Source organism: Bradyrhizobium campsiandrae (genome assembly GCF_014529705.1).
GTDB classification, from domain to species: Bacteria; Pseudomonadota; Alphaproteobacteria; order Rhizobiales; family Xanthobacteraceae; genus Bradyrhizobium; species Bradyrhizobium campsiandrae.
The window spans coordinates 24,457-46,607 of record NZ_JAANIH010000068.1 but is presented as its reverse complement, the minus strand read 5'-3'; the positions used below and the strand labels follow the sequence as shown (position 1 = coordinate 46,607).

The following is a 22,151-nucleotide window of genomic DNA, read 5'->3' as shown; positions in this document are numbered from 1 at the left end:
GCGCTGGTGATCGAGGCCTTTGCCTACGCCATGGACCGCTCGATGGAGCATTGGCGCAAGCAGTCGGGTCAAGTCGCGCCCGAGAAGCAGCTAGCGCAGATCGTCGAGACCTATCTTTCGGTGCTGCACCGGGACAATCCCGGCCATGGCTGCTCGATCCCCGCGCTCGGCGCCGAGATCGCCCGCGAGAGCCCGAAGACGCGCAAGGCCTTTGCCGGCAAGCTCGACGAGATGGTCGAGATGATCACCGATTTCATTCCAAATCAGCCGCGCAAGGCCGCGCGCAAGCAGGCGATCGCGACGCTTGCGACGATGGCCGGCACGATGCTGCTGGCGCGCATCGCCGGCTCCAGCGAGCTCTCGGACGAGGTGCTGAAGGCGGGCAGGGATAGCGCGCTGGAAGGGGCGAAGCGGGAGCCGAAGGTGGCGACGGCGAAGAAGGCGAAGCAGAACTAGGGATGCCGCGGTGCCGTAGGGTGGGTTCGCCGAAGGCGTAACCCACCACTTCTGTCTTGGTGGAAATTAAAGAGGTGGGTTGCGCTTCGCTAACCCACCCTACGAAGTCCGCCCCGCAAACAGCGCCCGTTCGCGCTCCACGATCTCGCCGATGTAATCCGCCACCGCCCGGATCCGCGCCAGATCCTTGCTGTCGGCATGCATCAGCATCCAGAACGTCCTGGTGATCGAGATCTCTTCGGGCAGCACCGCTTTGAGCTGCGGGTAATCGCTCGCCATGAAATGCGGCAGCACCGCGATGCCGAAGCCGGAGAGCGTGGCGTTGAGCTGCGCGATCAGGTTGGCGCTGCGGAAGCGCGCGGAGATGCGCGGCGACACTTGCGGCAGGTAGTCGAGCTCCGGCGTGAACAGAAGTTCCTCGATGTAGCCGACGAAGCGGTGCTGCGTCAGGTCCTGCCGCGAGGTGATGTCGGGGAAACGGTCGAGGTAGGCCGGCGACGCATAAAGCCCAAGACGGTAATCGAGCAGCTTGCGGCCGACGATGCGGCCTTCCTTCGGCATGGTCAGGCTGATCGCGATGTCAGCCTCGCGCTTGGAGAGACTGAAAAGCCGCGCAGTCGCTACAAGTTGCAGATCGAGATCGGGGTAGCGGTCGGCGAACGGCGCCAGCCGCGGCGCCAGAAAGGCGGTGCCGAAGCCGTCGGGCGCACCGATCCGCACCGTACCGGTCAGCCGCGCCACCGAGCCGCCGACCTGCTCCTGGTTGGCGACGATGGTCGATTCCATCGTCTCTGCGCTATCGGCGACGCGCTGGCCGGCCTCGGTGAGGAGGTAGCCGGTCTTGCGCCGGTCAAACAGCTTTGCCGAGAGGTGCTTCTCCAACCGGTCGACCCGCCGGATCACCGTGGCGTGGTCGACGCCGAGCTGCTTGGCCGCAGCCGACACCGAGCCGCCCCGCACGATGGCCAGCACGAAGCGAAAGTCGTCCCAATCGATAGCGCCTTGATCCAGCATTTTCGCACATCTATGGTGCATTATCTCAGACTTGAATCCTATAAAATGCAGGTCGATAGGATTTGTCAAAGCGTTCAAGCTCGGCCTGAAGGAGATCATTCCATGCGTTCAATCGGACATTTCATCGGTGGCAAGGAGGTCAAGGGCTCCTCGGGCCGCACCGCCGACGTTTTCGAGCCGATGACCGGTGACGTTCAGGCCAAGGTCGCGCTGGCGTCCAAGGCTGAAGTGCGCGCTGCCGTGGAGAACGCCCGTGCTGCGCAGCCGGAATGGGCTGCGACCAACCCGCAGCGCCGCGCCCGCGTGATGATGAAATTTGTCGAGTTGGTGCAGCGCGACTACGACAAGCTCGCCGAGCTGCTCGCGCGCGAGCACGGCAAGACCGTGCCCGACGCCAAGGGCGACATCCAGCGCGGCCTCGAAGTCGCCGAGTTCGCCTGCGGCATCCCGCATCTGATGAAGGGCGAGTACACCGAAGGCGCCGGCCCCGGCATCGACATCTATTCCATGCGCCAGCCGCTGGGCGTCGTCGCCGGCATCACGCCGTTCAATTTCCCGGCGATGATCCCGATGTGGAAGTTCGCCCCGGCGATCGCCTGCGGCAACGCCTTCATCCTCAAGCCGTCCGAGCGCGACCCCGGCGTGCCGATGCTGCTTGCTCAATTGATGATGGAGGCGGGCCTGCCGGCGGGAATCCTCAACGTCGTCAACGGCGACAAGGAAGCCGTCGACGCCATCCTCGACGACCCCGACATCAAGGCCATCGGCTTCGTCGGCTCGACGCCGATCGCACAATACATCTATGAGCGCGCGGCCCAGACCGGCAAGCGCTGCCAGTGCTTCGGCGGCGCCAAGAACCACGCCATCATCATGCCGGATGCGGACATGGACCAGGCCGTCGACGCGCTGATCGGCGCTGGCTACGGCTCGGCCGGCGAGCGCTGCATGGCCGTCTCCGTCGCCGTCCCCGTCGGCAAGACCACCGCCGATCGCCTGATGGAAAAGCTGATTCCGCGCGTCGAGTCCTTGAAGATCGGCACCTCGATCGATCCGTCCGCCGATTACGGCCCGCTGGTGACGCGCGAGGCGGTCGAGAAGGTCAAGAGCTACATCGACATCGGCATCAAGGAAGGCGCAACGCTGGCCGTCGACGGCCGCGGCTTCAAGATGCAGGGATACGAGAAGGGTTTTTATCTCGGCGGTTCGCTGTTCGACAACGTCACCAAGGATATGCGGATCTACAAGGAAGAGATCTTCGGCCCGGTGCTCTCGGTCGTGCGCGCGCACGACTACAAGGAGGCGCTGGCCCTACCCTCCGATCATGATTACGGCAACGGCGTGGCCATCTTCACTCGCGATGGCGATGCCGCGCGCGACTTCGCGGCGAAGGTGAATGTCGGCATGGTCGGCATCAACGTGCCGATCCCGGTGCCGATCGCCTATTACACCTTCGGCGGCTGGAAGAAGTCGGGCTTCGGCGATCTCAACCAGCACGGCCCGGATTCGATCCGCTTCTATACCAAGACCAAGACGGTGACGTCGCGCTGGCCGTCCGGTGTCAAGGACGGTGCGGAGTTCTCCATCCCGCTGATGAAGTGACGGCATAGCCGTCATTGCGAGGAGCTCTTGCGACGACTTGTCCGCCGAAGCCTTTGGCGAAGGCGGAAGCAATCCAGACTATCTCTGCGGAGGGATACTGGATTGCTTCGCTGCGCTCGCAATGACGATGGGGCAAGAGGGTAGCCGCACGATGCAGTTCGCTCTGAACGAGGATCAGGTCGCGATTCGAGACATGGCGCTGGCGTTTGCGGCGGAAAAGATTGCGCCGCACGCGCTGCGCTGGGACGAGGAGAAGCATTTCCCTGTCGACGTGATGCGCGAAGCCGCCACGCTCGGCATGGGCGGTATCTACATCCGCGAGGATGTCGGCGGCTCCGCCATGACGCGGTTCGATGCGGCGCTGATTTTCGAGGCGCTGGCGACGGGCTGCCCGACCACCTCGGCGTTCATCTCCATCCACAACATGGCGAGCTGGATGATCGATGCCTTCGGCAGCGACACCCAGCGTCATCAATGGCTGCCGAAGCTCTGCACCATGGAGCTGATCGCGAGCTACTGCCTGACCGAGCCGGGCGCCGGCTCGGATGCGGCAGCCCTGCGTACCCGCGCGGCGCGCGACGGCGATCACTACGTTCTCAACGGCCAGAAGCAGTTCATCTCCGGCGCAGGCGGCACCGATCTCTTGGTCGCGATGGTGCGCACCGGTGGCGATGGTCCCGGCGGCATCTCGACGCTCGTCATCGACGGCAAGACGCCAGGCATCTCCTTTGGCGCCAACGAGCGCAAGATGGGTTGGAACGCCCAGCCGACCCGCGCGGTGATGTTCGAGAATGCCCGCGTGCCGGTTGCAAACCGCCTGAGCGAGGAAGGTGTCGGCTTCAAGATCGCGATGGCCGGCCTCGACGGCGGCCGTCTCAACATCACTGCGTGTTCTCTTGGTGGTGCCCAAACTGCGCTCGACAAGGCGCGCGCCTACATGAAGGAGCGCAAGGCCTTCGGCAAACGTCTCGACGAATTCCAGGCGTTGCAGTTCAAGCTCGCCGACATGGCGATCGAGCTCGAGGCTGCACGCACCTTCCTGTGGCGGGCCGCAGCCGCATTGGATCGCAAGGATCCCGACGCCACCATGCTCTGTGCGATGGCAAAACGCTTCGGGACCGACATCGGTTTCGAGGTTGCCAACCGCGCGCTGCAGCTGCACGGCGGCTACGGCTACCTCAGCGAATACGGCATCGAGAAGATCGTACGGGATCTGCGTGTGCACCAGATCCTCGAAGGCACCAACGAAATCATGCGCCTCATCGTGGCGCGCAAACTGATCGAGGGCGCGCGATGAGTTCAGAGGACGAGGGTGATCTGGTCGTTCGCCGTGAGGGCGCGGCGGGTGTGATCCGCCTCAACCGACCGAAGGCGATCAACGCCATGACGCTGGAGATGTCGGAAGGCATCGACGCGGCGCTGGACAAGTTCGAGGCCGACCCAGAAGTCGCGTTGATCATTCTTGAAGGCGCCGGCGAGCGCGGCCTCTGCGCCGGCGGCGACATCCGCGGCCTCTGGGAGAGCTCGCGCGAAGGCGGCGACCTCGGCGCGCGGTTCTGGCGTCAGGAATACGTCATGAATGCGCGGATCGCGAAATTTCCGAAGCCTTACGTCGCGTTCATGGATGGCCTGGTGATGGGCGGTGGCGTTGGCCTGTCCGGCCACGCCAGTCATCGCATCGTCACCGAACGCACCAAGCTGGCGATGCCGGAGGTCGGGCTCGGCTTCTTCCCCGATGTTGGCGGCACCTGGCTGTTGTCGCGCTCACCCGGCGAGACCGGCACCTACTTCGGCCTGACCGGTCAGACCATGAACGGGCCCGACGCAATCCATGCAAAATTCGCCGACGCTGTGGTGCCGGCGTCTAAATGGCCGGAGCTGCGCGAGGCGCTAACCAGGATTCGTTCGGGCGCAACCGCAGCTGACGTCACTAAGGTCATTAACGGTTTTGCGACCGGTGAGACCGCCGGGCCGGTGGCGGCGAAGGAGCCGGCGATCGACGCATTGTTCAGCTTCGACCGCATGGAAGACATTTTCGCAGCGCTCGAGCGCGACGGCTCTGACTTCGCGCAGGCCACGCTGAAGACGCTCAACGAAAAATCGCCCCGCGGCATGGTGGTGACGCTGAAGCTGCTGCGGCTGGCGCGCTCCGCATCGAGCCTGGAAGAATGCCTGGTGCGCGAATATCGCGCCGCGCTGGAGGTGTTCCGCAGCGACGATTTCCGCGAGGGCGTGCGCGCCGCCGTGATCGACAAGGACCGCAACCCGACCTGGTCGCCGCCGCGGATCGAGGATGTCACGCCGGCGATGCTGGTGCCGTATTTTGCCGAGATTGGTGCCGACGAGCTCAAGTTCAGCTGACAACGATTATCAAGCGGAGGAAACGACAATGGCCACGATCGCATTCATCGGTCTCGGCAATATGGGCGGCCCGATGGCGGCCAACCTCGTCAAGGCCGGCCACAAGGTGGTGGCCTTCGATCTCGTCGAGGCCTCGCGCAATCAGGCCAAGGCCGATGGCGCCAGCATCGCGGAGAGCGCGACCGGAGCGGTGAAGGGCGCCGATGTCGTGGTGACCATGCTGCCCGCTGGAAAGCACGTGCTCGGCGTCTGGAACGAGGTCGTTCCTGTCATGACCAAGGGGGCGCTGATCATCGACAGCTCGACCATCGATGTCGAGAGCGCGCGTCAGGCCCATGCGCTCGCGGCCAAGCACGGTGTGCTCTCGGTCGACGCGCCTGTTTCCGGCGGTACCGGTGGTGCGAAGGGCGGCACGCTCACCTTCATGTGCGGCGGCGAGGAGGCCGCGTTCGCGGCGGCAAAGCCCGTGCTGGAGAAGATGGGCAAGAAGATCGTCCATTGCGGCGGCGCCGGCGCTGGGCAGGCGGCCAAGATCTGCAACAACATGATTCTCGGCATTTCCATGATCGCGGTGAGCGAGGCCTTTGCACTGGGTGAAAAGCTCGGTCTTTCGCACCAGGCGCTGTTCGACGTCGCCTCGACCTCGTCGGGCCAGTGCTGGTCGCTCACCACCTATTGCCCGGTTCCCGGCCCGGTGCCGACCTCCCCGGCCAACAACGACTACAAGCCGGGCTTTGCCTCGGCGCTGATGGTGAAAGACCTGACCCTGGCCCAGGACGCTGCCAAGGCCGCGGGCGCGGCCACGCCGCTCGGCAAGCATGCGCAGGAGATCTATCAGTCTTTCGATGCTGCCGGCCAGGGCGGGGTGGATTTTTCCGGAATTATCAAGCACGTTAGGGGGCTAGCCGGGAAAGCTTAATGACGACATTTCAGGACGCGCGCGCGTTTCTTCTCGCACACCGCACGGATTACGAGACAGCGGTCAAAGGCTTCCGTTGGCCGGATCCTGCCCCTTTCAACTGGGCGCTCGACTGGTTCGACGCCGAGTTGGCGGCGAATGCGGACAGCAGGGATCGGCCCGCGCTCTGGATTGTCGATGCCGCACAGGACAAGCAGACAAAGCTGTCCTTTGCGGCGCTCTCGAAGCGCTCCAATCAGGTCGCAAACTTTCTCCGCGCACAGGGCTTGAAGCGCGGCGATCATCTGCTGCTGCTGCTCGGCAATGTCGTGCCGCTGTGGGAGACCATGCTGGCGGCGATGAAGCTCGGCGTCGTCGTGATTCCCGCCACCACGCTGCTGACGGCCGACGAACTGCGCGATCGGCTCGACCGCGGCAAGGCGAGGGCGGTCGTCGCCGCGCAGGATCAGGTCGCGAAGTTCGCGAGCCTCGGCGCCGAGAATATCGTTCGCATCGTGGTCGGTGCGGCCTCCGATGGCTGGCTTGCCTATGACGAGGCGGCGAAAGCTTCGGAGAGTTTTGCAGCCGACGGCCCGACCAACGCCGACGATCCGATGCTGCTCTATTTCACCTCCGGCACCACGGCAAAGCCAAAGCTGGTGCGGCACAGCCAGCGCAGCTACCCGGTCGGGCATCTGTCGACCATGTACTGGATTGGGTTGAAGCCCGGCGACGTCCATCTCAACATTTCTTCGCCGGGCTGGGCCAAGCACGCCTGGAGCTGCTTCTTCGCGCCCTGGAATGCGGGGGCCACCGTGTTCGTCGTCAACCAGCCGCGCTTCGACGCCAAGGGGCTGCTTGCCACCATCGGCCGCTGTGGCGTCACCACGCTGTGCGCGCCGCCGACCGTGTGGCGGCTCTTCATCCAGGAGAACCTGGCCTCGTTCAAGATGGCCCTGCGCGAGGTCTGCGGCGCGGGCGAGCCGCTCAATCCGGAAGTGATCGATCAGGTGCAGTCCGCTTGGGGGCTCACCATCCGCGACGGCTACGGCCAGACCGAGACCACCGCGCTCGCCGGCAACTCGCCGGGTCAGAAGATCAAGGTCGGCTCGATGGGCCGCCCGTTGCCGGGCTATCGCGTGCAGGTCAGCGATGCCGACGGTCACCCAGCCAAGGAAGGCGAGGTGGCGCTGGTGCTGGGCGCCGATCGCCCCGCCGGCCTGATGCAGGGCTATCAGGGCGACGACGGCAGGCTGTCCGGTGCAGAAGGCGATCTCTACCGCAGTGGCGACGTCGTGTTCGAGGACGAGGACGGCTATCTCACCTTCGTCGGCCGCTCCGACGACGTGTTCAAATCCTCCGATTACCGCATCAGCCCGTTCGAGCTGGAGAGCGTGCTGCTGGAGCACGAACTGGTGGCGGAAGCCGCCGTGGTGCCGAGCCCCGATCCCATCAGGCTCGCGATCCCAAAAGCCTTCGTGCTGCTGGTTGCAGGCGCCGAGCGGACGCCGGAGACGGCGCTCTCCATTTTCAAGCACCTGCACACGCGGCTGGCGCCGTTCAAGCGGATCCGCCGTCTCGAAATCGTCACCGAGCTGCCGAAGACGATCTCTGGCAAAATCCGCCGCGTGCAGCTACGACGGCTCGAACGCGACGATGATCGCAACGATCCGCTGCGCGGCCGGGAATTCCGCGAGGAGGACTTTCCGGATCTGCCGAAAACAAGAAGTGAGACTTGAAGCGACATGAACGAAATCTGGAAGAAGCCGCCGATCACGCTCGAGGCCTATCAGGCCATGGTCGGCAAGGAGATTGGCGTCTCGTCATGGCACCTGATCGATCAGTCCCGCATCGACACCTACGCCGACGTCACCGAGGATCACCAGTTCATCCATGTCGATCCTGAGCGGGCCAAGGCGACCCCATTCGGCACCACCATCGCGCATGGTTTCCTGACCATGTCGATGTTGTCGGTAATGTCCTACGAAGTGATGCCGGCGATCGCGGGCACCACGATGGGCGTGAACTACGGTTTCGACAAGCTGCGCTTCATCTCGCCAGTACGCTCGGGCAAGCGCGTCCGCGGTCGGTTCGTGCTGGCCGAAGCCAGGCTGCGCAAGGCTGGTGAATTGCAGTCTCGCACCAACGTGACGGTGGAGATCGAAGGCGAGGACAAGCCCGCTCTGGTCGCGGACTGGCTCGGCCTGATCTATATCGCCTGAACAGGCTGAGATCGCCGGGCTTGACCCGGCAACCCATCGCTGCTCAAAAGCTGACCAAATCGCGCGGTGTCACCCTCTCCCCTTGTGGGAGAGGGTGGCTTCGCGGAACGCGAAGCCGGGTGAGGGGTATCCCTCCGCAAACTCGGCTGTCGAGAGAGACCCCTCATCCCGCGCTTACGCGCCACCTTCTCCCACAAGGGGAGAAGGGAAGAGAAGAACAGGATGTAATCAATGGCAATCAGATTCGACGGACGCGTCGCCATCGTCACCGGGGCGGGCAATGGTCTCGGCAAGGCCCACGCGCTGGGTCTCGCGAGCCGCGGTGCGAAAGTCGTGGTCAACGATTTCGGCGGTGCCCGCGATGGTACCGGCGCATCGCTCTCGCCGGCGGAAGCCGTGGTCGAGGAGATCCGCAAAGCCGGCGGCACCGCGATGGCCGACGGCGCCGACGTTTCGAACTTCGAGCAGGTCGCCGCCATGGTCGAACGCGCCACCAAGGAGTGGGGCAGCGTCGACATCATGTGTGCCAATGCCGGCATTTTGCGCGACAAGTCGTTCGGCAAGATGGAAGCGGCCGACTTCCAGAAGGTGCTCGACGTGCATCTCGTCGGCACCTTCTATTGCTGCAAGGCGGTGTGGGCCGGCATGCGCGACCGCAACTACGGCCGCATCGTGCTGACGACCTCGTCTTCCGGCCTCTACGGCAATTTCGGCCAGGCCAATTATGGCGCGGCCAAATCAGGCATGGTCGGTCTGATGAATGTGCTGGCCGAGGAAGGTCGCAAGAACAACATCCGCGTCAACATCATCTCGCCGACTGCGGCGACCCGGATGACCGAGGAGCTGCTGCCGCCGCAGGCTTTGCAGCTGATGAAGCCGAACGCGATCACGCCTGCGGTCGAGTACATGCTCAGCGAGGACGCGCCGACCCGCACCATCATGGGCGCCGGTGCCGGCTCCTTTGCGGTGATCAAGATCCTCGAGAGCGAGGGTATCAACCTGCCGGAGTCCGACTGGACCCCGGATGCGATCGCCGCGCATTTCGCGGAGATCAGCGACATGTCGAAGGCCAAGGCGCTGACCGGCGCGTTCGAGCAGACCCAGAAATACGTGGCTCAGGCCGCAGTCCGGGCGGGGATCAAGCTCTGAGCGACGTCGCCGTCATCGGCGCCGGTCCCGCCGGGCTGATGGCGGCGGAGGTGCTGGCGCAGGGCGGCGCCGGCGTCACCGTCTACGATGCCATGCCGTCGGCCGGCCGCAAATTCCTGATGGCCGGCCGCGGCGGACTCAATCTCACCCACAGCGAGCCGTTGGCGGATTTCCTCGCGCGCTACCGCGAAGCAATGCCGCATTTGCGCGCGGCGGTCGAGGCGTTTCTGCCCGACGCGCTGCGCGACTGGAGCGCTGGGTTAGGGCAGCCGACCTTCGTCGGCAGCAGCGGGCGGGTGTTTCCGAAAACGTTCAAGGCCTCGCCCTTGCTGCGCGCCTGGCTGCGGCGGCTCGATGCATCGGGCGTGCAATTCGCGTTTCGGCATCGCTGGACCGGATGGGATGCGGAGCGGCGGCTGCAATTTCAAGCGCCGGATGGTCCGCTTGCCGTTGCCGCTAGCGCAACAGTGCTCGCGCTCGGTGGCGCGAGCTGGCCGCGCCTGGGATCGGATGGGAGTTGGGTCGGCCTTCTCGCGGCGAAAGGCATTGCTGTCTCGAAATTGCGGCCGGCCAATTCCGGCTTCACGGTCGCCTGGTCCGATGTGTTCCGCGATCGCTTCGAGGGCCAGCCGCTCAAGGGCGTGGCGCTGACGATCGGCGCGCACACGGTGCGCGGCGAGGCGATGATCACGCGCGCGGGCATCGAGGGCGGAGCCATCTACGCACTGTCGGCCGAGTTGCGCGAAGCGGTGCTGGGTCTGGGGCAGGCGACATTGACGATCGCATTGCGGCCGGATCTCAGCGCCGAGGCGCTGACCACGCGGCTATCAGGTAACCGTGGCAAGCAATCGCTGGCAAACTTCCTGCGCAAGGCCGCGCAATTGTCGCCGGTGGGAATCGGACTCATGCAGGAGGCGGCCATCGCGTCCGGCCGGCCACTGGCAACGCTCTCGCCGGCGGAGCTCGCGCATCTGATCAACGCGATTCCAGTCCAGCTCACCGGCGTTGCGCCGATCGAGCGCGCCATCTCGACTGCGGGCGGGATCGCCTTCGATGAGCTCGATGACCACTTCATGCTGCGCAAACTGCCCGGCGTGTTCGCGGCCGGCGAGATGCTGGACTGGGAGGCGCCGACCGGCGGCTATCTCCTGCAGGCCTCGTTCGCCACGGGGGCTGCGGCGGGGAGGGGCGCTTTGGCCTGGCTGGCGTCGTCGCAATCATGACGTGCCGGTCCTGGTCAAGAGATCGGTGAGCAGGCCGAGCATACCGAATGCAGCCGCGACGGCGCAGACCGCGGTCCAGCCGGCGTAGCTCCAGGCCAGTGAGGCCGCCGCAGAGCCGACGCCTCCGCCGACGAAGAACAGCGCAACGAACAGGCCGTTGATTCGGCCGCGCGCCTCGGGCCGCAGCAAATTGACGGCGCGGCGCCCGAGCGTTTGGTCGGCGGTGATGCCGATGTCCAACAGAATGGTACCGAGACTCAACACCAGCAGGGCAGCGCTGCGGAACTCCATCACGCCCGCCCAGGCGCAAAGCGCGAGTGAGCCGATAATACACAGGTGTGCGGCGAAGAACATCTGTCGTGCCCAGCCCCTGTCGCCCCAACGGCCGGCGACTGGCGTCGCCGCCGCGCCTGCGACGCCGATCAGCGCGAAAGCTGCGATGCCCTTGGCATCGAGCGCGAAGGGTGCATCGGGCAAGCGCAGCGCAACCGCGGACCAGAATGCGGTGAAAGACGCCATGACCAGGGACGCTGTCCAGGCGCGCACGCGCAGCACAGGCTCTTCCCGTAGCAGCCTTGGGAACGAGCGGAGCAAGTCGACGTAGCCGACGCGGGCCGTGGGCTGCAGCGGCGGCAGATAGCGACCGAGTGCGCCGGCGAGCAGCGTCATCAGGATAGCCGAGGCGAGATAGTAGGCGCGCCAGCTCCAGAGATCGGCAATCAAGCTCGCGGCTGGCCGCGACAACAGGATGCCGATCATCAATCCGCTCATGACTTCGCCAATGGCTTGGCCGCGACGTTCCGGTGCGATCATCGAGGCCACAAGAGGCACCATCATCTGGATGGCCGCGCAGGACGCTCCGAGAACAAAGGTGGCGAACAATAGCAGCGAGGGTGTCGGCGCCAATGACGTTGCCAGCGCCGCGAGGATTGCACAGCCGAGCGTGCGCAGGATCAGGCGCCGGTTCTCGACGAGATCTACCAGCGGCACCAGCGACAACAGGCCAAGCGCATAGCCGAGCAGGGTCAGCGTGCTGACGAGGCCGGCCTGAACTGGGGTCATGGCCAAGGATCGGCCGATCAGGCCGACCAGAATCTGCGGCGCGAACAAATTGGTGACGACGACGCCGGTGGTGATCGCACCAAGCCAGATCAGGGATCGTTCGGCGAACTGCTTGGGTGATGCAAGCCTGGTGGTTTCGGAAACGGTCATGGGACCTCGCGCGGATGGAATGCGTGGTCCTCTTTAAGCGGGGCGTGCAGTATGCTACAATTCAATAAAGCCTATAAAGAATATGCGAGTTACTCATGAACACCCATGACCTGGTCGCTTTCGTCGCGGTGGTCGAAACCGGTTCGATCGTCGCGGCCTCGACGCGTCTCAATCTCACCCAGCCCGGCGTGACGCGGCGCATCCAGAATCTGGAGGAGATGCTGGGCACGCAGTTGTTGGACCGCCTGTCGAAACCGCTGAAGCCGACGGTAGCGGGTCACGAGGCCTATGAGCAGGGCCGACGCCTGCTCAGAATGCTGGATGATCTCAAGGCCGGCGTTGCCAATGACGGCGTGGTGCGTGGCGAGTTCCGACTCGGTCTCACGCCGTTTCTCTCAGAGGCGGGGCTCAGCGCACCGCTGGATGCTGTGCGTGCCGAATTTCCGGCGCTGAGCGTGCGTGTCGTCTCGGGCTGGTCGCCCAACCAGGTCGAGCGGGTCAGCCGCAACGAGCTCGATGCCGCCGCGATCTGCCTGCCTGACGGGGCCGCGCCGCCCGCTGATCTCGTCGCTGACGATCTCGGTTCGCAGCCCGTTGTGTTCGTCGTTGCGCGCAACATGAAGATCCCTCGCACGGTCGATCTCGAGCGCCTGTCGCAGCTCTCATGGGTCATCAACCAGGACGGTTGCGGATTTCGCGACACGCTCAAGCGCCGCTTCGATGCCGAGCATTTGCCGTTCACGGTCGCTGTGGAGGCGCTCGACAGCGAGCTTCGCCTGTCGCTCGTGGCGCGCGGGCTCGGCGTCGGCCTGGTGACGCCGCTTGCACTGAAGCGGAGCGCGTTTCGCGACGAGCTCAAGCCGGTCGCTGCGCGGGACTTCAATCCCGCTGTGAGGGCATGGTTGGTTCATCGCCCGCCAGCCGGCCGACTGGCCCGCCCGATCAACCTGTTCCGCGAGGGGCTCGATCGGGAGCTACAGGCTTTGATACGCGCCTAGCGCAGCTTGCCGCGCGCCGCAACCGGCAGCGTGCCGATGATCTCATCGCCGCGGACCATCACCACCTCATCCATCATGTTGACCACGACGCAGACATGGTTCGGCACGATGCGCACCACATCACCGACATTCGGCCGCGTGTTGCTGCGGGAGAGATCGAGGAAGCCGTGCTCCTCCGCAAATTTCGCGATCTTGGCCTCGGGATGCTCGAGGATCAGGCCATGGCCCTCGAGCCCGCCGGTATCAGTCGTCAGCGTCTTCGAGCCGGCATCGAGAATGCCGCGCTCGGGCGCGGCGCGGCTCACCACCGTTGAATAGATGTGCAATGCGCAGTCGTCCCAGCTGGCGACACCGGCCGCGACCTGCATGCGGTCGTTGTAGATGTAGGTGCCGAACCGGTGCTCGGTGCCGCCCTTGAGCTTGCCGATATTGACGAGGTTCGGCGTGCCGCCGGTCGAGACGACTTTTGCGTCGAGCCCGTGCGCCCGCACGCCGGCCAGCGCTTCGTCGTAGAATTTTTGCGCGTCAGCCCAGCCGGTCTCGGTCGGGTAGAGCATGAAACCGGCGAACTCGAGCCCCTTGGATGCGGCGATCTCGCGTGCAAGCGCAATCGCCTCGGCCGGCGTCTCGACACCGGCGCGCTTGCGCCCCGTATCGCATTCGACCACGACCGAGAGCGTGCGGCCCGAGGCTTCTGCCGCCTTGGGCAGACCGGCAACCACGGTCGAATTGTCGGCCGCCACCGTCATTCTGGTCTTGGCATTCAGCGCACCGAGCCGCGCCATCTTCTCTTCGCCGAGCAGGTTGTAGCTGATCAGGATGTCGTCGATGCCGGCATTGGCCATGATCTCGGCCTCGCCGATTTTCTGGCAGGTGATGCCCTTGGCGCCGGCCACGACCTGCATCTTCGCAATCGTCGGGTTCTTGTGCGTCTTGATGTGCGGCCGATTGGCGATGCCTGCGTCGTCGCAGGCTTTCTGAATCCGCGCGATGTTGCGTTCGACCCTGTCCATGTCGATGACGGCACAGGGCGTGCCGTATTCGCGTGCGATCTTGGCGGCGAGAGTCGTTGTCATGATTAGGCCTGTTCAATTTCTTCGCGAAGCATTTCAAGTTCGAGCCAGCGCTCTTCGGCGGCGGACAGTTCTTCATGTGCCTTGGCGATGGCGGCCGAGGTGTCGTCGAATTTCTTGCGATCCCTGGCGTAGAGGTTGGGGTCATCCAGCACACGTTGCAGCCTGGCGATGTCAGACTGCAACGTCTCCATCCTCTTGGGCAGCGTCTCCAGCGCGTGCTTCTCGTTGAAGCTCAGCTTTCGCTTGGACGCGGGCGCTGCCGGAGCGGGGCGATCCTCTTTCTTGTCGGCGACCGGCTGCGCCTTCGCGGTCTCGCGCTTCAGATCCGCACCGCGCTGCGCCAGCATGTCGCTGTAGCCGCCGGCATATTCGATCCACTTGCCGCCTCCCTCGGGCGCGATCACCGAGGTGACGACACGATCGAGGAAATCGCGGTCATGGCTGATCAGGATGACCGTGCCCTCGTAATCGCCGAGCATCTCCTCGAGCACGTCGAGCGTTTCGAGATCGAGATCGTTGGTCGGCTCGTCCAGCACCAGAAGGTTTGAGGGCTTCGCCAGCGCGCGCGCCAGCATCAGGCGGCCGCGCTCGCCGCCCGAGAGCACCTCCAGCGGCGTGCCGCGCTGCTCCTGCGCGAACAGGAAGTCCTTCATGTAGCCGACGACATGCTTCGGCTTGCCGCCGACCATGACATGGTCGCCGCGGCCACCGGTGAGAGCCTCGGCAAGCGTCGATTTGGGATCGAGGCTTTCGCGGTGCTGATCGAGCGTCGCCATCTCCAGATTGGCGCCGAGCCGCACCGTGCCGGAATCCGGTCGGATGCCGCCGGTGAGCAGGTTGACCAGCGTGGTCTTGCCGGCGCCGTTCGGGCCGATGATACCGAGCCGGTCGCCGCGCTGGATGCGGGTGGAGAAATTCTCGACGATCTTGCGCTCGCCATAGGCCTTGGTGATGGCCTTCGCCTCGATCACCAGCTTGCCGGAGGCTTCCGCTTCTGCGGCGGCAAGGGTGGCACTGCCGGCGGTGCCGCGATAGTGGCGACGCTGGTCGCGCAGCGCATGCAGATTGGCGAGCCGCTTGACGTTGCGCTTGCGGCGGCCGGAGACGCCGTGGCGCAGCCAGTGCTCCTCGTCGACGATCTTGCGGTCGAGCTTGTGCTGGTCGCGCTCTTCCTCCGCCAGCACCTCGTCGCGCCAGCTCTCGAAGGCGGCAAAGCCGCGATCGATCTGCTTGATCCTGCCGCGGTCCAGCCAGGCCGTCGAACGCGAAAGATTGGTGAGGAAGCGGCGGTCATGGCTGATGATCACAAGCGCACTGCGCCGGGAGTCGAGCTCCTGTTCCAGCCATTCGATGGTGGCGAGATCGAGATGGTTGGTCGGCTCGTCCAGTAGCAGGATGTCGGGCGAGGGGGCCAGAACGTAGGCCAGGGCCGCGCGCCGGGCCTCGCCGCCGGAGAGGTTGTGCGGGTTCTCCTCGCCGGTGAGGCCGAGCTGCTGCAGCAGATAGCGTGCCTGATGCTGGTCGTCGCCGGGTGCGAGCCCGGATTCGACATAGGCAAGCGTGGTCTTGTGGTCGCCGAAATCCGGCTCCTGCGGCAGATAGCGAACGGTCGCGCCCGGCTGCACGAAGCGCGTGCCGCCGTCGGGCTCGACGAGGCCGGCCGCGATCTTCAGCAGCGTCGATTTGCCGGAGCCGTTACGACCGATCAGGCAGACGCGCTCGGACGGCGCGACGTTGAGCTCGACACCTGACAACAGAGGCGTGCCGCCGAAGGTCAGCGTGATGTCTTTGAGTTGGATCAGCGGGGGCGCCATCGTCAGCCTTGGTTCGTTGCGGCCTGATCGGCGCGGCGGCGCTGGATCCGGCGCAGAGTCTGGTCGAGCGCGGAGAGGAAGGCGGAACGGTCGCGCGGGGCAAACGAGCGCGGGCCGCCGGTGACCTCGCCGGCCGAGCGCAGATCCGTCATCAGATTGCGCACCGCCAGCGTCATGCCGATCGACTCTTCCGTAAACGGCTTGCCGTTCGGGGCGATCACCTCGGCGCCCGCTTTCACGCAGCGGCTGGCGAGCGGAATGTCTGACGTGACGACGACGTCGCCGGGCCTCGCCCGTTCCGCGATCCAGTCGTCGGCCGCGTCCATGCCGCTGCCTGCGGCGATGCGCTCGATCAGCGGGTCCTGCGGCACACGGATGAAGTTGCCGGCGACCACGCTCACGGGCACGTTGTGCCGGAGCGCGACGCGATAGATCTCGTCCTTCACCGGGCAGGCGTCGGCGTCAACATAGATGCGGGTGGGCGTGTCGGTCATTCGCCGCGTGGTACCCCATTCGGGCCGCAAAGGCGAGGGGATTGACCGCTGTTCCCGGGGGCCTACGATTGGCCGGAAACAACAAGAATATGGAGAAGCCAAGCCATGCCGACCCGGCTCGAAACCTGGCGCGTCGAGGCCTACAACACCGCCAAGCAATCCGAAAACAAGATGCATGACGACACCGTGGCGCGCCGCTTCGGCTTTTCCGGCGGGTTGGTGCCCGGCGTCGATGTTTTTGCCTATATGATGCACGTGCCGATCGCGCGCTGGGGCCGCGATTTCCTGACCCGCGGGCTGGTCGAGGCCCGCTTCATCAAGCCGGTTTATGACGGCGAGACCGCCGACGTCGATGCCACCGAGCACAACGGGCTGCTGACGATCGAGGTCTTCAGCCGCACCACACTGTGCGCCACGGGCACGGCTTCGCTGCCGGCGGCGGCGCCCGCGGTGTCCCTGGGTGACTATGTTGCGGTCGCCGCGGTGGCCGAGCGCAAGCCGGTCAGCCCTGACATCTTCGCGACAGGCAAATGGCTCGGCACGACGCCGCGCCGCTGGGCCGGGCAGGCGGCGTCGGACTATCTCGCTGATATCAGGGAGACCGATCCGATTTTTGCGCGCGAGGGGCTCGGCCATCCCGGCCTGATCCAGCGCGTGATGAACCGCGTGCTGGTCGACAACACCATTCTGGGCCCGTGGATCCACGTCGGCAGCCGCATGCAGCTGTTGTCGGCTGCGCGCGCCGGCGACGAGATCGTTGCACGCGCCAAGGTCACCGCGAATTACGAGAAGAAAGGCCACCGCTTCGTCGAGCTCGACGCGCTCGTCGTCGCCAACGGCACGACGCCGCTGGCGCATTGCCAGCACATTGCGATCTACCAGCCGCGCGAGCAGGCGGCGGCGTAGTCTTCGCCTCACCCCGCTTGCGGGGAGAGGCCGACGCGCGGCACGCGCGGCGGGTGAGGGGGACTCTCCGCGAGTCGTCTGTCACTATCCCCGCGGAAGCTCCCCCTCACCCGGCGCTACGCGGCGACCTCTCCCCGCAAGCGGGGCGAGGTAAACAACTCTTACGCCGCCTTCCTCTTCGCGTCCTGGATCGCCCGCCACACCCGCTCCGGCGTCAACGGCATGTCGATATGCTTGATGCCGTAGTCGGAGAGCGCATCGACCACCGCGTTCACCACGGTCGACAGGCTACCGGCGCAGCCGGCTTCGCCGCAGCCCTTGCTGCCGAGCGGGTTGGTGGTGGCCGGCACCGGATGGTCGCCGACCGTCATGTTCGGCACGTCGCCCGCGCGCGGCAGGGCGTAGTCCATCAGCGAGCCCGTAATCGGCTGGCCGCTTTCGTCGTAGCGGACATGCTCCATCAGGGCCTGGCCGATGCCCTGGACCACGCCGCCGTGGAGCTGGCCGGCGACCAGCATCGGGTTGATCACGGTGCCGAAGTCGTTCACCGCGCTGTAGCGCACGATCTCCACTACGCCGGTCTCGGGATCGATCTCGACCTCGGCGACGTGGCAGCCGTTCGGGAAGGCCGAGGGCACCGGCTCGCTGGTATGGTCGACGTCGAGACTATCGGGCACGCCGTCCGGCACCTTGCCGTCATGCAAGCGCTTGGCGAGCTCCATGATGTCGATGCTGCGGTCGGTGCCAGCGATGGTGAAGCTGCCGCCTTCGAACTCGATGTCGGCCTCGGACGCTTCCAGCATGTGCGCTGCGGCGCGCTTGCCCTTCTCGATGACGAGCTTGGAAGCCTCGACGATCGCCATGCCGCTCGCGGTGATCGAGCGCGAGCCGCCGGTGCCGTTACCGGCGTGGACGATGTCGCTGTCGCCCTGCACCAGCTTGATGCTTTCAAAGGGGACGCCTAACTGCGCGCTCAGCACCTGCGCGAACGGCGTGGCGTGGCCCTGGCCATAATCGAGCGTGCCGGTGATCAGCTGGATGCTGCCGTCGGGGTCGAACACGATCTTGCCGAGCTCGGGGCTTGGCGGTGCGGTGACCTCGAGGTAGGAGCCGACAGCGATGCCACGCAGCTTGCCGGCCTTCTTGCTCTCCTTCTTGCGCTTGGCAAAATTCTCGTGGTCGGAGATTTCCAGCGCCTTGTTGAAGACGGCCTGGAAGTCGCCGCTGTCATAGGTGACGCCTGATGACGCCGGGAACGGCATCTGGTTCGGCTTAATGAAGTTGCGCTTGCGCAAGGTGAGCCGGTTGATGCCCATTTCGTCGGCGGCGCGGTCGATCAGCCGCTCCATGTAGTAGTTGGCCTCGGGCCGGCCGGCGCCGCGATAGGCGCCCATCAGCGTGGTGTTGGTCAGCACCGTCTTGATGTCGACCGCCATCAGCGGCGTGCGGTAGACGCTGGAAAAGTTCTTGCCGGTATTGAGCGAAAGCGGGCTCGGCGCAACGCCGGTGATATAGGCGCCGAGATTGCCGTAACCGGAAAGCTTCGCGGCGAGGAAATGCCCCTCGGCGTCGAGCGCGAGCTCGGCATGGATTTTCTGCGCGCGGCCATGGCTGTCGGACAGGAAGCTGGTGGAGCGCTCGTCGAGCCACTTCACCGGGCGCCCGAGCGCCTTCGCCGCGTACAGGATGCACATGTATTCGGGATAGTTGACGTTCTTCATGCCGAAGGAGCCGCCGACATTGGCGGTGAGGATCCGCACCTTCTCGTTCGGCACCTTCAGGTTCTTGGCGAGGTTGGCGCGGTTGCCCGCCACGCCCTGCGTCGGCATCTGGATGGTGTAGCGCTCGGTGGCCTTGTCGTAGGAGGCAAGGCCCACGCGCGGCTCCATCGAGACCACGGCGACGCGGGTGTTCTCGATGTCGATCCTGGTGACATGAGCGGCGCTGGCAAACGCCGCATTCACCTTCTCTGTGTCGCCATAGTGGTAGTCGAGTGCGACATTGTTCGGGATGTGGTCGTAGAGCTGCGGCGCGCCGGGTTTGGCGGCGTCCTCGGGATCGGTCACGGCCGGCAGCGGCTCGATTTCGAGCTCGACCGCCTCGGCCGCATCGCGCGCCTGCGCCAGCGTCTCCGCCACGACGAAGGCGACGGGGTCGCCGACGAAGCGCACCTTGTCGGTCGCCAGCGGCTGGCGATTGGTCTGGTGCAGGGGCGTGCCGTCGCGGCTCTTCAGCGGCAAGCCGCAAGTGAAGGGGCCGTAGCCGGCGGCGTCGAGGTCCTTGCCGGTCCACACCCCCAGCACGCCGGGCATTGCCTTGGCGGCGTCGATACCGACGCCGCGGATCACGCCATGGGCATGGGTCGAGCGGACGATGACGGCATAGGCCTGGCCGGGCAGGTTGAAGTCGTCGGTGTAGCGGCCCTTGCCGCGCACCAGGGTATCGTCCTCCTTGCGGCGGACCGGCTGTCCAACGCCGTATTTTTGCAGTGCAATAGCGTTTTCGAGCGTCGAGGATTTCGTGTGTTCTTGCATGGAATTGACCTGAAAAGCCGGCAATTGCGCGTTTGGCGGGCGCCTGGAGGACCGGACCCCACAAAAATAGCCCACCGACCCACCCACGACAACGCACGAATGGGCATGGTCCTATGTGATGCGATGTTGCGCAGGACTGCGGCGCTGCTAATGTTTCAGGCGAAAAATCCATTCCAGACCGGCCTGACCGGCCGCGGAAAGACAGTTTGTATGAATGACCACACGCGGCTCCGCGACGGCCATGTAAGCCAACATGGGCCGCACGGTGAGCTGGAGGGGTCGATGGCGGCGGTGGCGTTGGCCACCGAGCCTGCCGTCCCCGTGCAGGCGCCGGGAACCGGCGTCTATGCGGCGCTCGACCTCGGCACCAACAATTGCAGGCTCCTGATCGCCTGTCCGACCCACGATGGCTTTCGTGTGGTCGATTCCTTCTCGCGCATCATCCGGCTCGGCGAGGGCGTCTCGGCGACCGGGTGCATCAGCGAGGCCGCAATCGACCGCGCCATCGCCGCGCTCAGCATCTGCCGGGACAAGATCAACCTGCGCAAGGCCAAGCGGCTGCGGCTGATCGCGACCGAGGCCTGCCGCGCGGCCGCGAATGCGGAAGGTTTCCGCAGCCGCGTGGCGGCCGAGACCGGCATCGAGCTCGAGGTGATCGACCGCGAGACCGAAGCCTCGCTCGCCATGCTCGGCTGCTCGCCCCTGGTTGATCCGAAGGGTCGCGGCGCCATCCTGTTCGACATCGGCGGCGGCTCGACCGAGTTGGTGCGGATCGAGCGCGATCCCGTCAATCCGGAACCGCGGATCAAGGCCTGGATGTCGATCCCGCACGGCGTGGTCACGCTTGCCGAGCAGTTCGGCGGCCGGGACGTGACGCCGGAAATCTATGCCGCGATGGAGCAGGAGGTCGCGGGCCACGTTGCCCCGTTCGCCGCCGAGCACGGGTGCGATCTCACCGACATGCATCTGCTCGGCACGTCGGGCACGGTGACCACGCTCGCCGGCATCCATCTCAATCTCGCCCGCTACGATCGCCGCCGCATCGACAGCATCTGGATGAACGATGCCGACGTCACCGCGACCATCAACAAGCTGCTCGGCATGAGCTACGAGGAGCGGGCCAACAACAGCTGCATCAGCGTCGAGCGCGCCGATCTCGTGCTGGCCGGCTGCGCCATCCTCGATGCCATCCGCCGCGCGTTTCCGCTGCCGCGCCTACGGGTCGCCGACCGGGGCCTGCGCGAAGGCATGCTGGTCGAGATGATGCGCGAGGACGGCGCGATCAGGAGCTGGTGAGATGGCCAAGGACACCACCGGCCGCTTGCACGTCCAGGTCAAGACCGGCGGCAAGCGCAAATTGTCGTCGAAGCTATGGCTGGAGCGGCAGCTCAACGATCCCTATGTCGCCAAGGCCAAGGCCGCGGGCTATCGCTCGCGTGCGGCGTTCAAGCTCCTGGAGATCGACGACAAATTTCGGCTCTTGAAGCCCGGCATGGCCGTGGTCGATCTCGGCGCCGCACCCGGCGGCTGGAGCCAGATCGCCGCCAAGCGCGTCGGCTCCACGGAAGGCAAGGGCAAGGTCGTCGCGATCGATCTGTTGGAAATGCCCGAGATTCCCGGCGTCGATTTCGCCCAGCTCGACTTCATGGACAATGACGCGCCGGACAAGCTCACCGCGATGCTCGGAGGCAAGGCCGATGTCGTGATGTCCGACATGGCCGCCAACACCACGGGCCATCGCAAGACCGACCAGCTCCGCATCGTCGGCCTGGTCGAGACGGCCGCGGCCTTTGCCTGTGACGTGCTGAAACCTGGCGGCACGTTCCTGGCGAAGACATTCCAGAGCGGCGCCGACGCCGATCTGCTCGCCCAGCTCAAGCGCGATTTTGCAACGGTGCGGCATGTGAAGCCGGCCGCGAGCCGGCAGGATTCGTCCGAGCGCTACGTGCTGGCAACGGGATTTCGCGGGACAAAAGGCGAGACGTAGCCGCCTTGGCTCGTCCGGCGCTCCGGCGCAAGGCGCTTGAGATCATCCGGCCGAGATGTCGGTATCGGCAACGCTAATCGCACAATTCCGATATCGCAGATTGTCCGGTCGTTGTCTGGCCCGCGAAGGCGCGCGCTGTGATCGTCAAGCCGACGATGTGAACGATCAGAAACGCGGCGGCTACGGCCAGGAGCCAACCTGTTTCGTC

19 protein-coding genes are annotated in these 22,151 nt (G+C 65.4%); 13 read left to right on the top strand and 6 right to left on the bottom strand.

Annotated elements, in window-relative coordinates; translation table 11 throughout:
* The coding region (locus G8O24_RS34720) for an LmrA/YxaF family transcription factor (protein ID WP_188107029.1) at window positions 1–456 on the top strand (456 nt) is incomplete at its 5' end.
* A gap of 99 nt (window positions 457–555) precedes the next feature.
* Here G8O24_RS34720 and G8O24_RS34715 read toward each other — a convergent pair.
* The gene (locus tag G8O24_RS34715; RefSeq protein WP_188107028.1) at window positions 556–1,470 is read right to left on the bottom strand and encodes a LysR family transcriptional regulator; all 915 of its coding nucleotides are present in this window, start codon (window positions 1,468–1,470) and stop codon (window positions 556–558) included.
* A 102-nt stretch (window positions 1,471–1,572) separates the two neighbouring features.
* Between G8O24_RS34715 and G8O24_RS34710 the strand changes: the two genes are divergently transcribed.
* From G8O24_RS34710 to G8O24_RS34675, 8 genes are all read left to right on the top strand, one after another.
* Complete coding sequence (locus G8O24_RS34710) at window positions 1,573–3,069, top strand: CoA-acylating methylmalonate-semialdehyde dehydrogenase (protein ID WP_188107027.1); 1,497 nt, start codon at window positions 1,573–1,575, stop codon at window positions 3,067–3,069.
* Window positions 3,070–3,220: 151 nt separating this feature from the next.
* Window positions 3,221–4,366: an acyl-CoA dehydrogenase family protein gene (locus G8O24_RS34705; protein WP_188107026.1), complete on the top strand. Its 1,146-nt coding sequence runs from the start codon at window positions 3,221–3,223 to the stop codon at window positions 4,364–4,366.
* Window positions 4,363–5,430 carry an enoyl-CoA hydratase/isomerase family protein gene (locus tag G8O24_RS34700; protein WP_188107025.1) on the top strand — a complete coding sequence of 356 codons (1,068 nt, stop codon included), beginning with the start codon at window positions 4,363–4,365 and terminating at the stop codon, window positions 5,428–5,430. Before G8O24_RS34705 ends, G8O24_RS34700 begins: the two co-directional genes overlap by 4 nt.
* Window positions 5,431–5,458: 28 nt before the next feature.
* Window positions 5,459–6,349: a 3-hydroxyisobutyrate dehydrogenase gene (mmsB, locus tag G8O24_RS34695; protein ID WP_188107024.1), complete on the top strand. Its 891-nt coding sequence runs from the start codon at window positions 5,459–5,461 to the stop codon at window positions 6,347–6,349.
* Complete coding sequence (locus G8O24_RS34690) at window positions 6,349–8,067, top strand: AMP-binding protein (protein ID WP_188107023.1); 1,719 nt, start codon at window positions 6,349–6,351, stop codon at window positions 8,065–8,067. Before mmsB ends, G8O24_RS34690 begins: the two co-directional genes overlap by 1 nt.
* A 6-nt stretch (window positions 8,068–8,073) precedes the next feature.
* The gene (locus G8O24_RS34685) at window positions 8,074–8,550 is read left to right on the top strand and encodes a MaoC family dehydratase (RefSeq protein WP_188107022.1); all 477 of its coding nucleotides are present in this window, start codon (window positions 8,074–8,076) and stop codon (window positions 8,548–8,550) included.
* Window positions 8,551–8,781: 231 nt separating this feature from the next.
* Window positions 8,782–9,699, top strand: coding sequence for an SDR family NAD(P)-dependent oxidoreductase (locus tag G8O24_RS34680; protein WP_188107021.1), 918 nt, complete (start codon window positions 8,782–8,784; stop codon window positions 9,697–9,699).
* A complete protein-coding gene (locus G8O24_RS34675) occupies window positions 9,696–10,922 on the top strand; it encodes a BaiN/RdsA family NAD(P)/FAD-dependent oxidoreductase (protein ID WP_188107030.1) in 1,227 nt (408 codons plus the stop codon). The genes G8O24_RS34680 and G8O24_RS34675 overlap by 4 nt, the downstream gene beginning before the upstream one ends.
* Here G8O24_RS34675 and G8O24_RS34670 read toward each other — a convergent pair.
* Window positions 10,917–12,134 (bottom strand): MFS transporter, encoded by a 1,218-nt coding sequence (locus tag G8O24_RS34670; RefSeq protein ID WP_188107020.1) that lies wholly within the window; start codon window positions 12,132–12,134, stop codon window positions 10,917–10,919. The genes G8O24_RS34675 and G8O24_RS34670 overlap by 6 nt on opposite strands.
* A 95-nt stretch (window positions 12,135–12,229) precedes the next feature.
* Between G8O24_RS34670 and G8O24_RS34665 the strand changes: the two genes are divergently transcribed.
* Window positions 12,230–13,132 (top strand): LysR family transcriptional regulator, encoded by a 903-nt coding sequence (locus G8O24_RS34665; RefSeq protein WP_188107019.1) that lies wholly within the window; start codon window positions 12,230–12,232, stop codon window positions 13,130–13,132.
* On the opposite strand, the gene G8O24_RS34660 is transcribed toward G8O24_RS34665, so the two are convergent.
* The 3 genes from G8O24_RS34660 to G8O24_RS34650 are packed head-to-tail and all read right to left on the bottom strand — an operon-like array spanning window position 13,129 to window position 16,516.
* Window positions 13,129–14,208 carry a D-TA family PLP-dependent enzyme gene (locus tag G8O24_RS34660; RefSeq protein ID WP_188107018.1) on the bottom strand — a complete coding sequence of 360 codons (1,080 nt, stop codon included), beginning with the start codon at window positions 14,206–14,208 and terminating at the stop codon, window positions 13,129–13,131. The two genes, G8O24_RS34665 and G8O24_RS34660, sit on opposite strands and share 4 nt — an antisense overlap.
* A gap of 2 nt (window positions 14,209–14,210) precedes the next feature.
* Window positions 14,211–16,022, bottom strand: coding sequence for an ABC-F family ATP-binding cassette domain-containing protein (locus tag G8O24_RS34655; protein WP_188107017.1), 1,812 nt, complete (start codon window positions 16,020–16,022; stop codon window positions 14,211–14,213).
* A 2-nt stretch (window positions 16,023–16,024) separates the two neighbouring features.
* Window positions 16,025–16,516 (bottom strand): YaiI/YqxD family protein, encoded by a 492-nt coding sequence (locus G8O24_RS34650; protein WP_188107016.1) that lies wholly within the window; start codon window positions 16,514–16,516, stop codon window positions 16,025–16,027.
* A 105-nt stretch (window positions 16,517–16,621) separates the two neighbouring features.
* Here G8O24_RS34650 and G8O24_RS34645 point away from each other — a divergent pair, with 105 nt between their 5' ends.
* Entirely contained in the window at window positions 16,622–17,422 is an 801-nt protein-coding gene (locus G8O24_RS34645) for a hypothetical protein (RefSeq protein ID WP_188107015.1), read from the top strand.
* 161 nt (window positions 17,423–17,583) lie between these two features.
* Here G8O24_RS34645 and G8O24_RS34640 read toward each other — a convergent pair whose 3' ends face one another.
* Entirely contained in the window at window positions 17,584–19,956 is a 2,373-nt protein-coding gene (locus tag G8O24_RS34640) for a xanthine dehydrogenase family protein molybdopterin-binding subunit (protein ID WP_188107014.1), read from the bottom strand.
* Window positions 19,957–20,166: 210 nt separating this feature from the next.
* On the opposite strand from G8O24_RS34640, the gene G8O24_RS34635 reads away from it, so the two are divergent.
* Window positions 20,167–21,252, top strand: a complete 1,086-nt coding sequence (locus tag G8O24_RS34635) for a Ppx/GppA phosphatase family protein (protein ID WP_188107013.1) — start codon at window positions 20,167–20,169, stop codon at window positions 21,250–21,252.
* A 1-nt stretch (window position 21,253) separates the two neighbouring features.
* Window positions 21,254–21,943, top strand: a complete 690-nt coding sequence (locus G8O24_RS34630; protein ID WP_188107012.1) for an RlmE family RNA methyltransferase — start codon at window positions 21,254–21,256, stop codon at window positions 21,941–21,943.
* Window positions 21,944–22,151 lie beyond the last annotated feature (208 nt).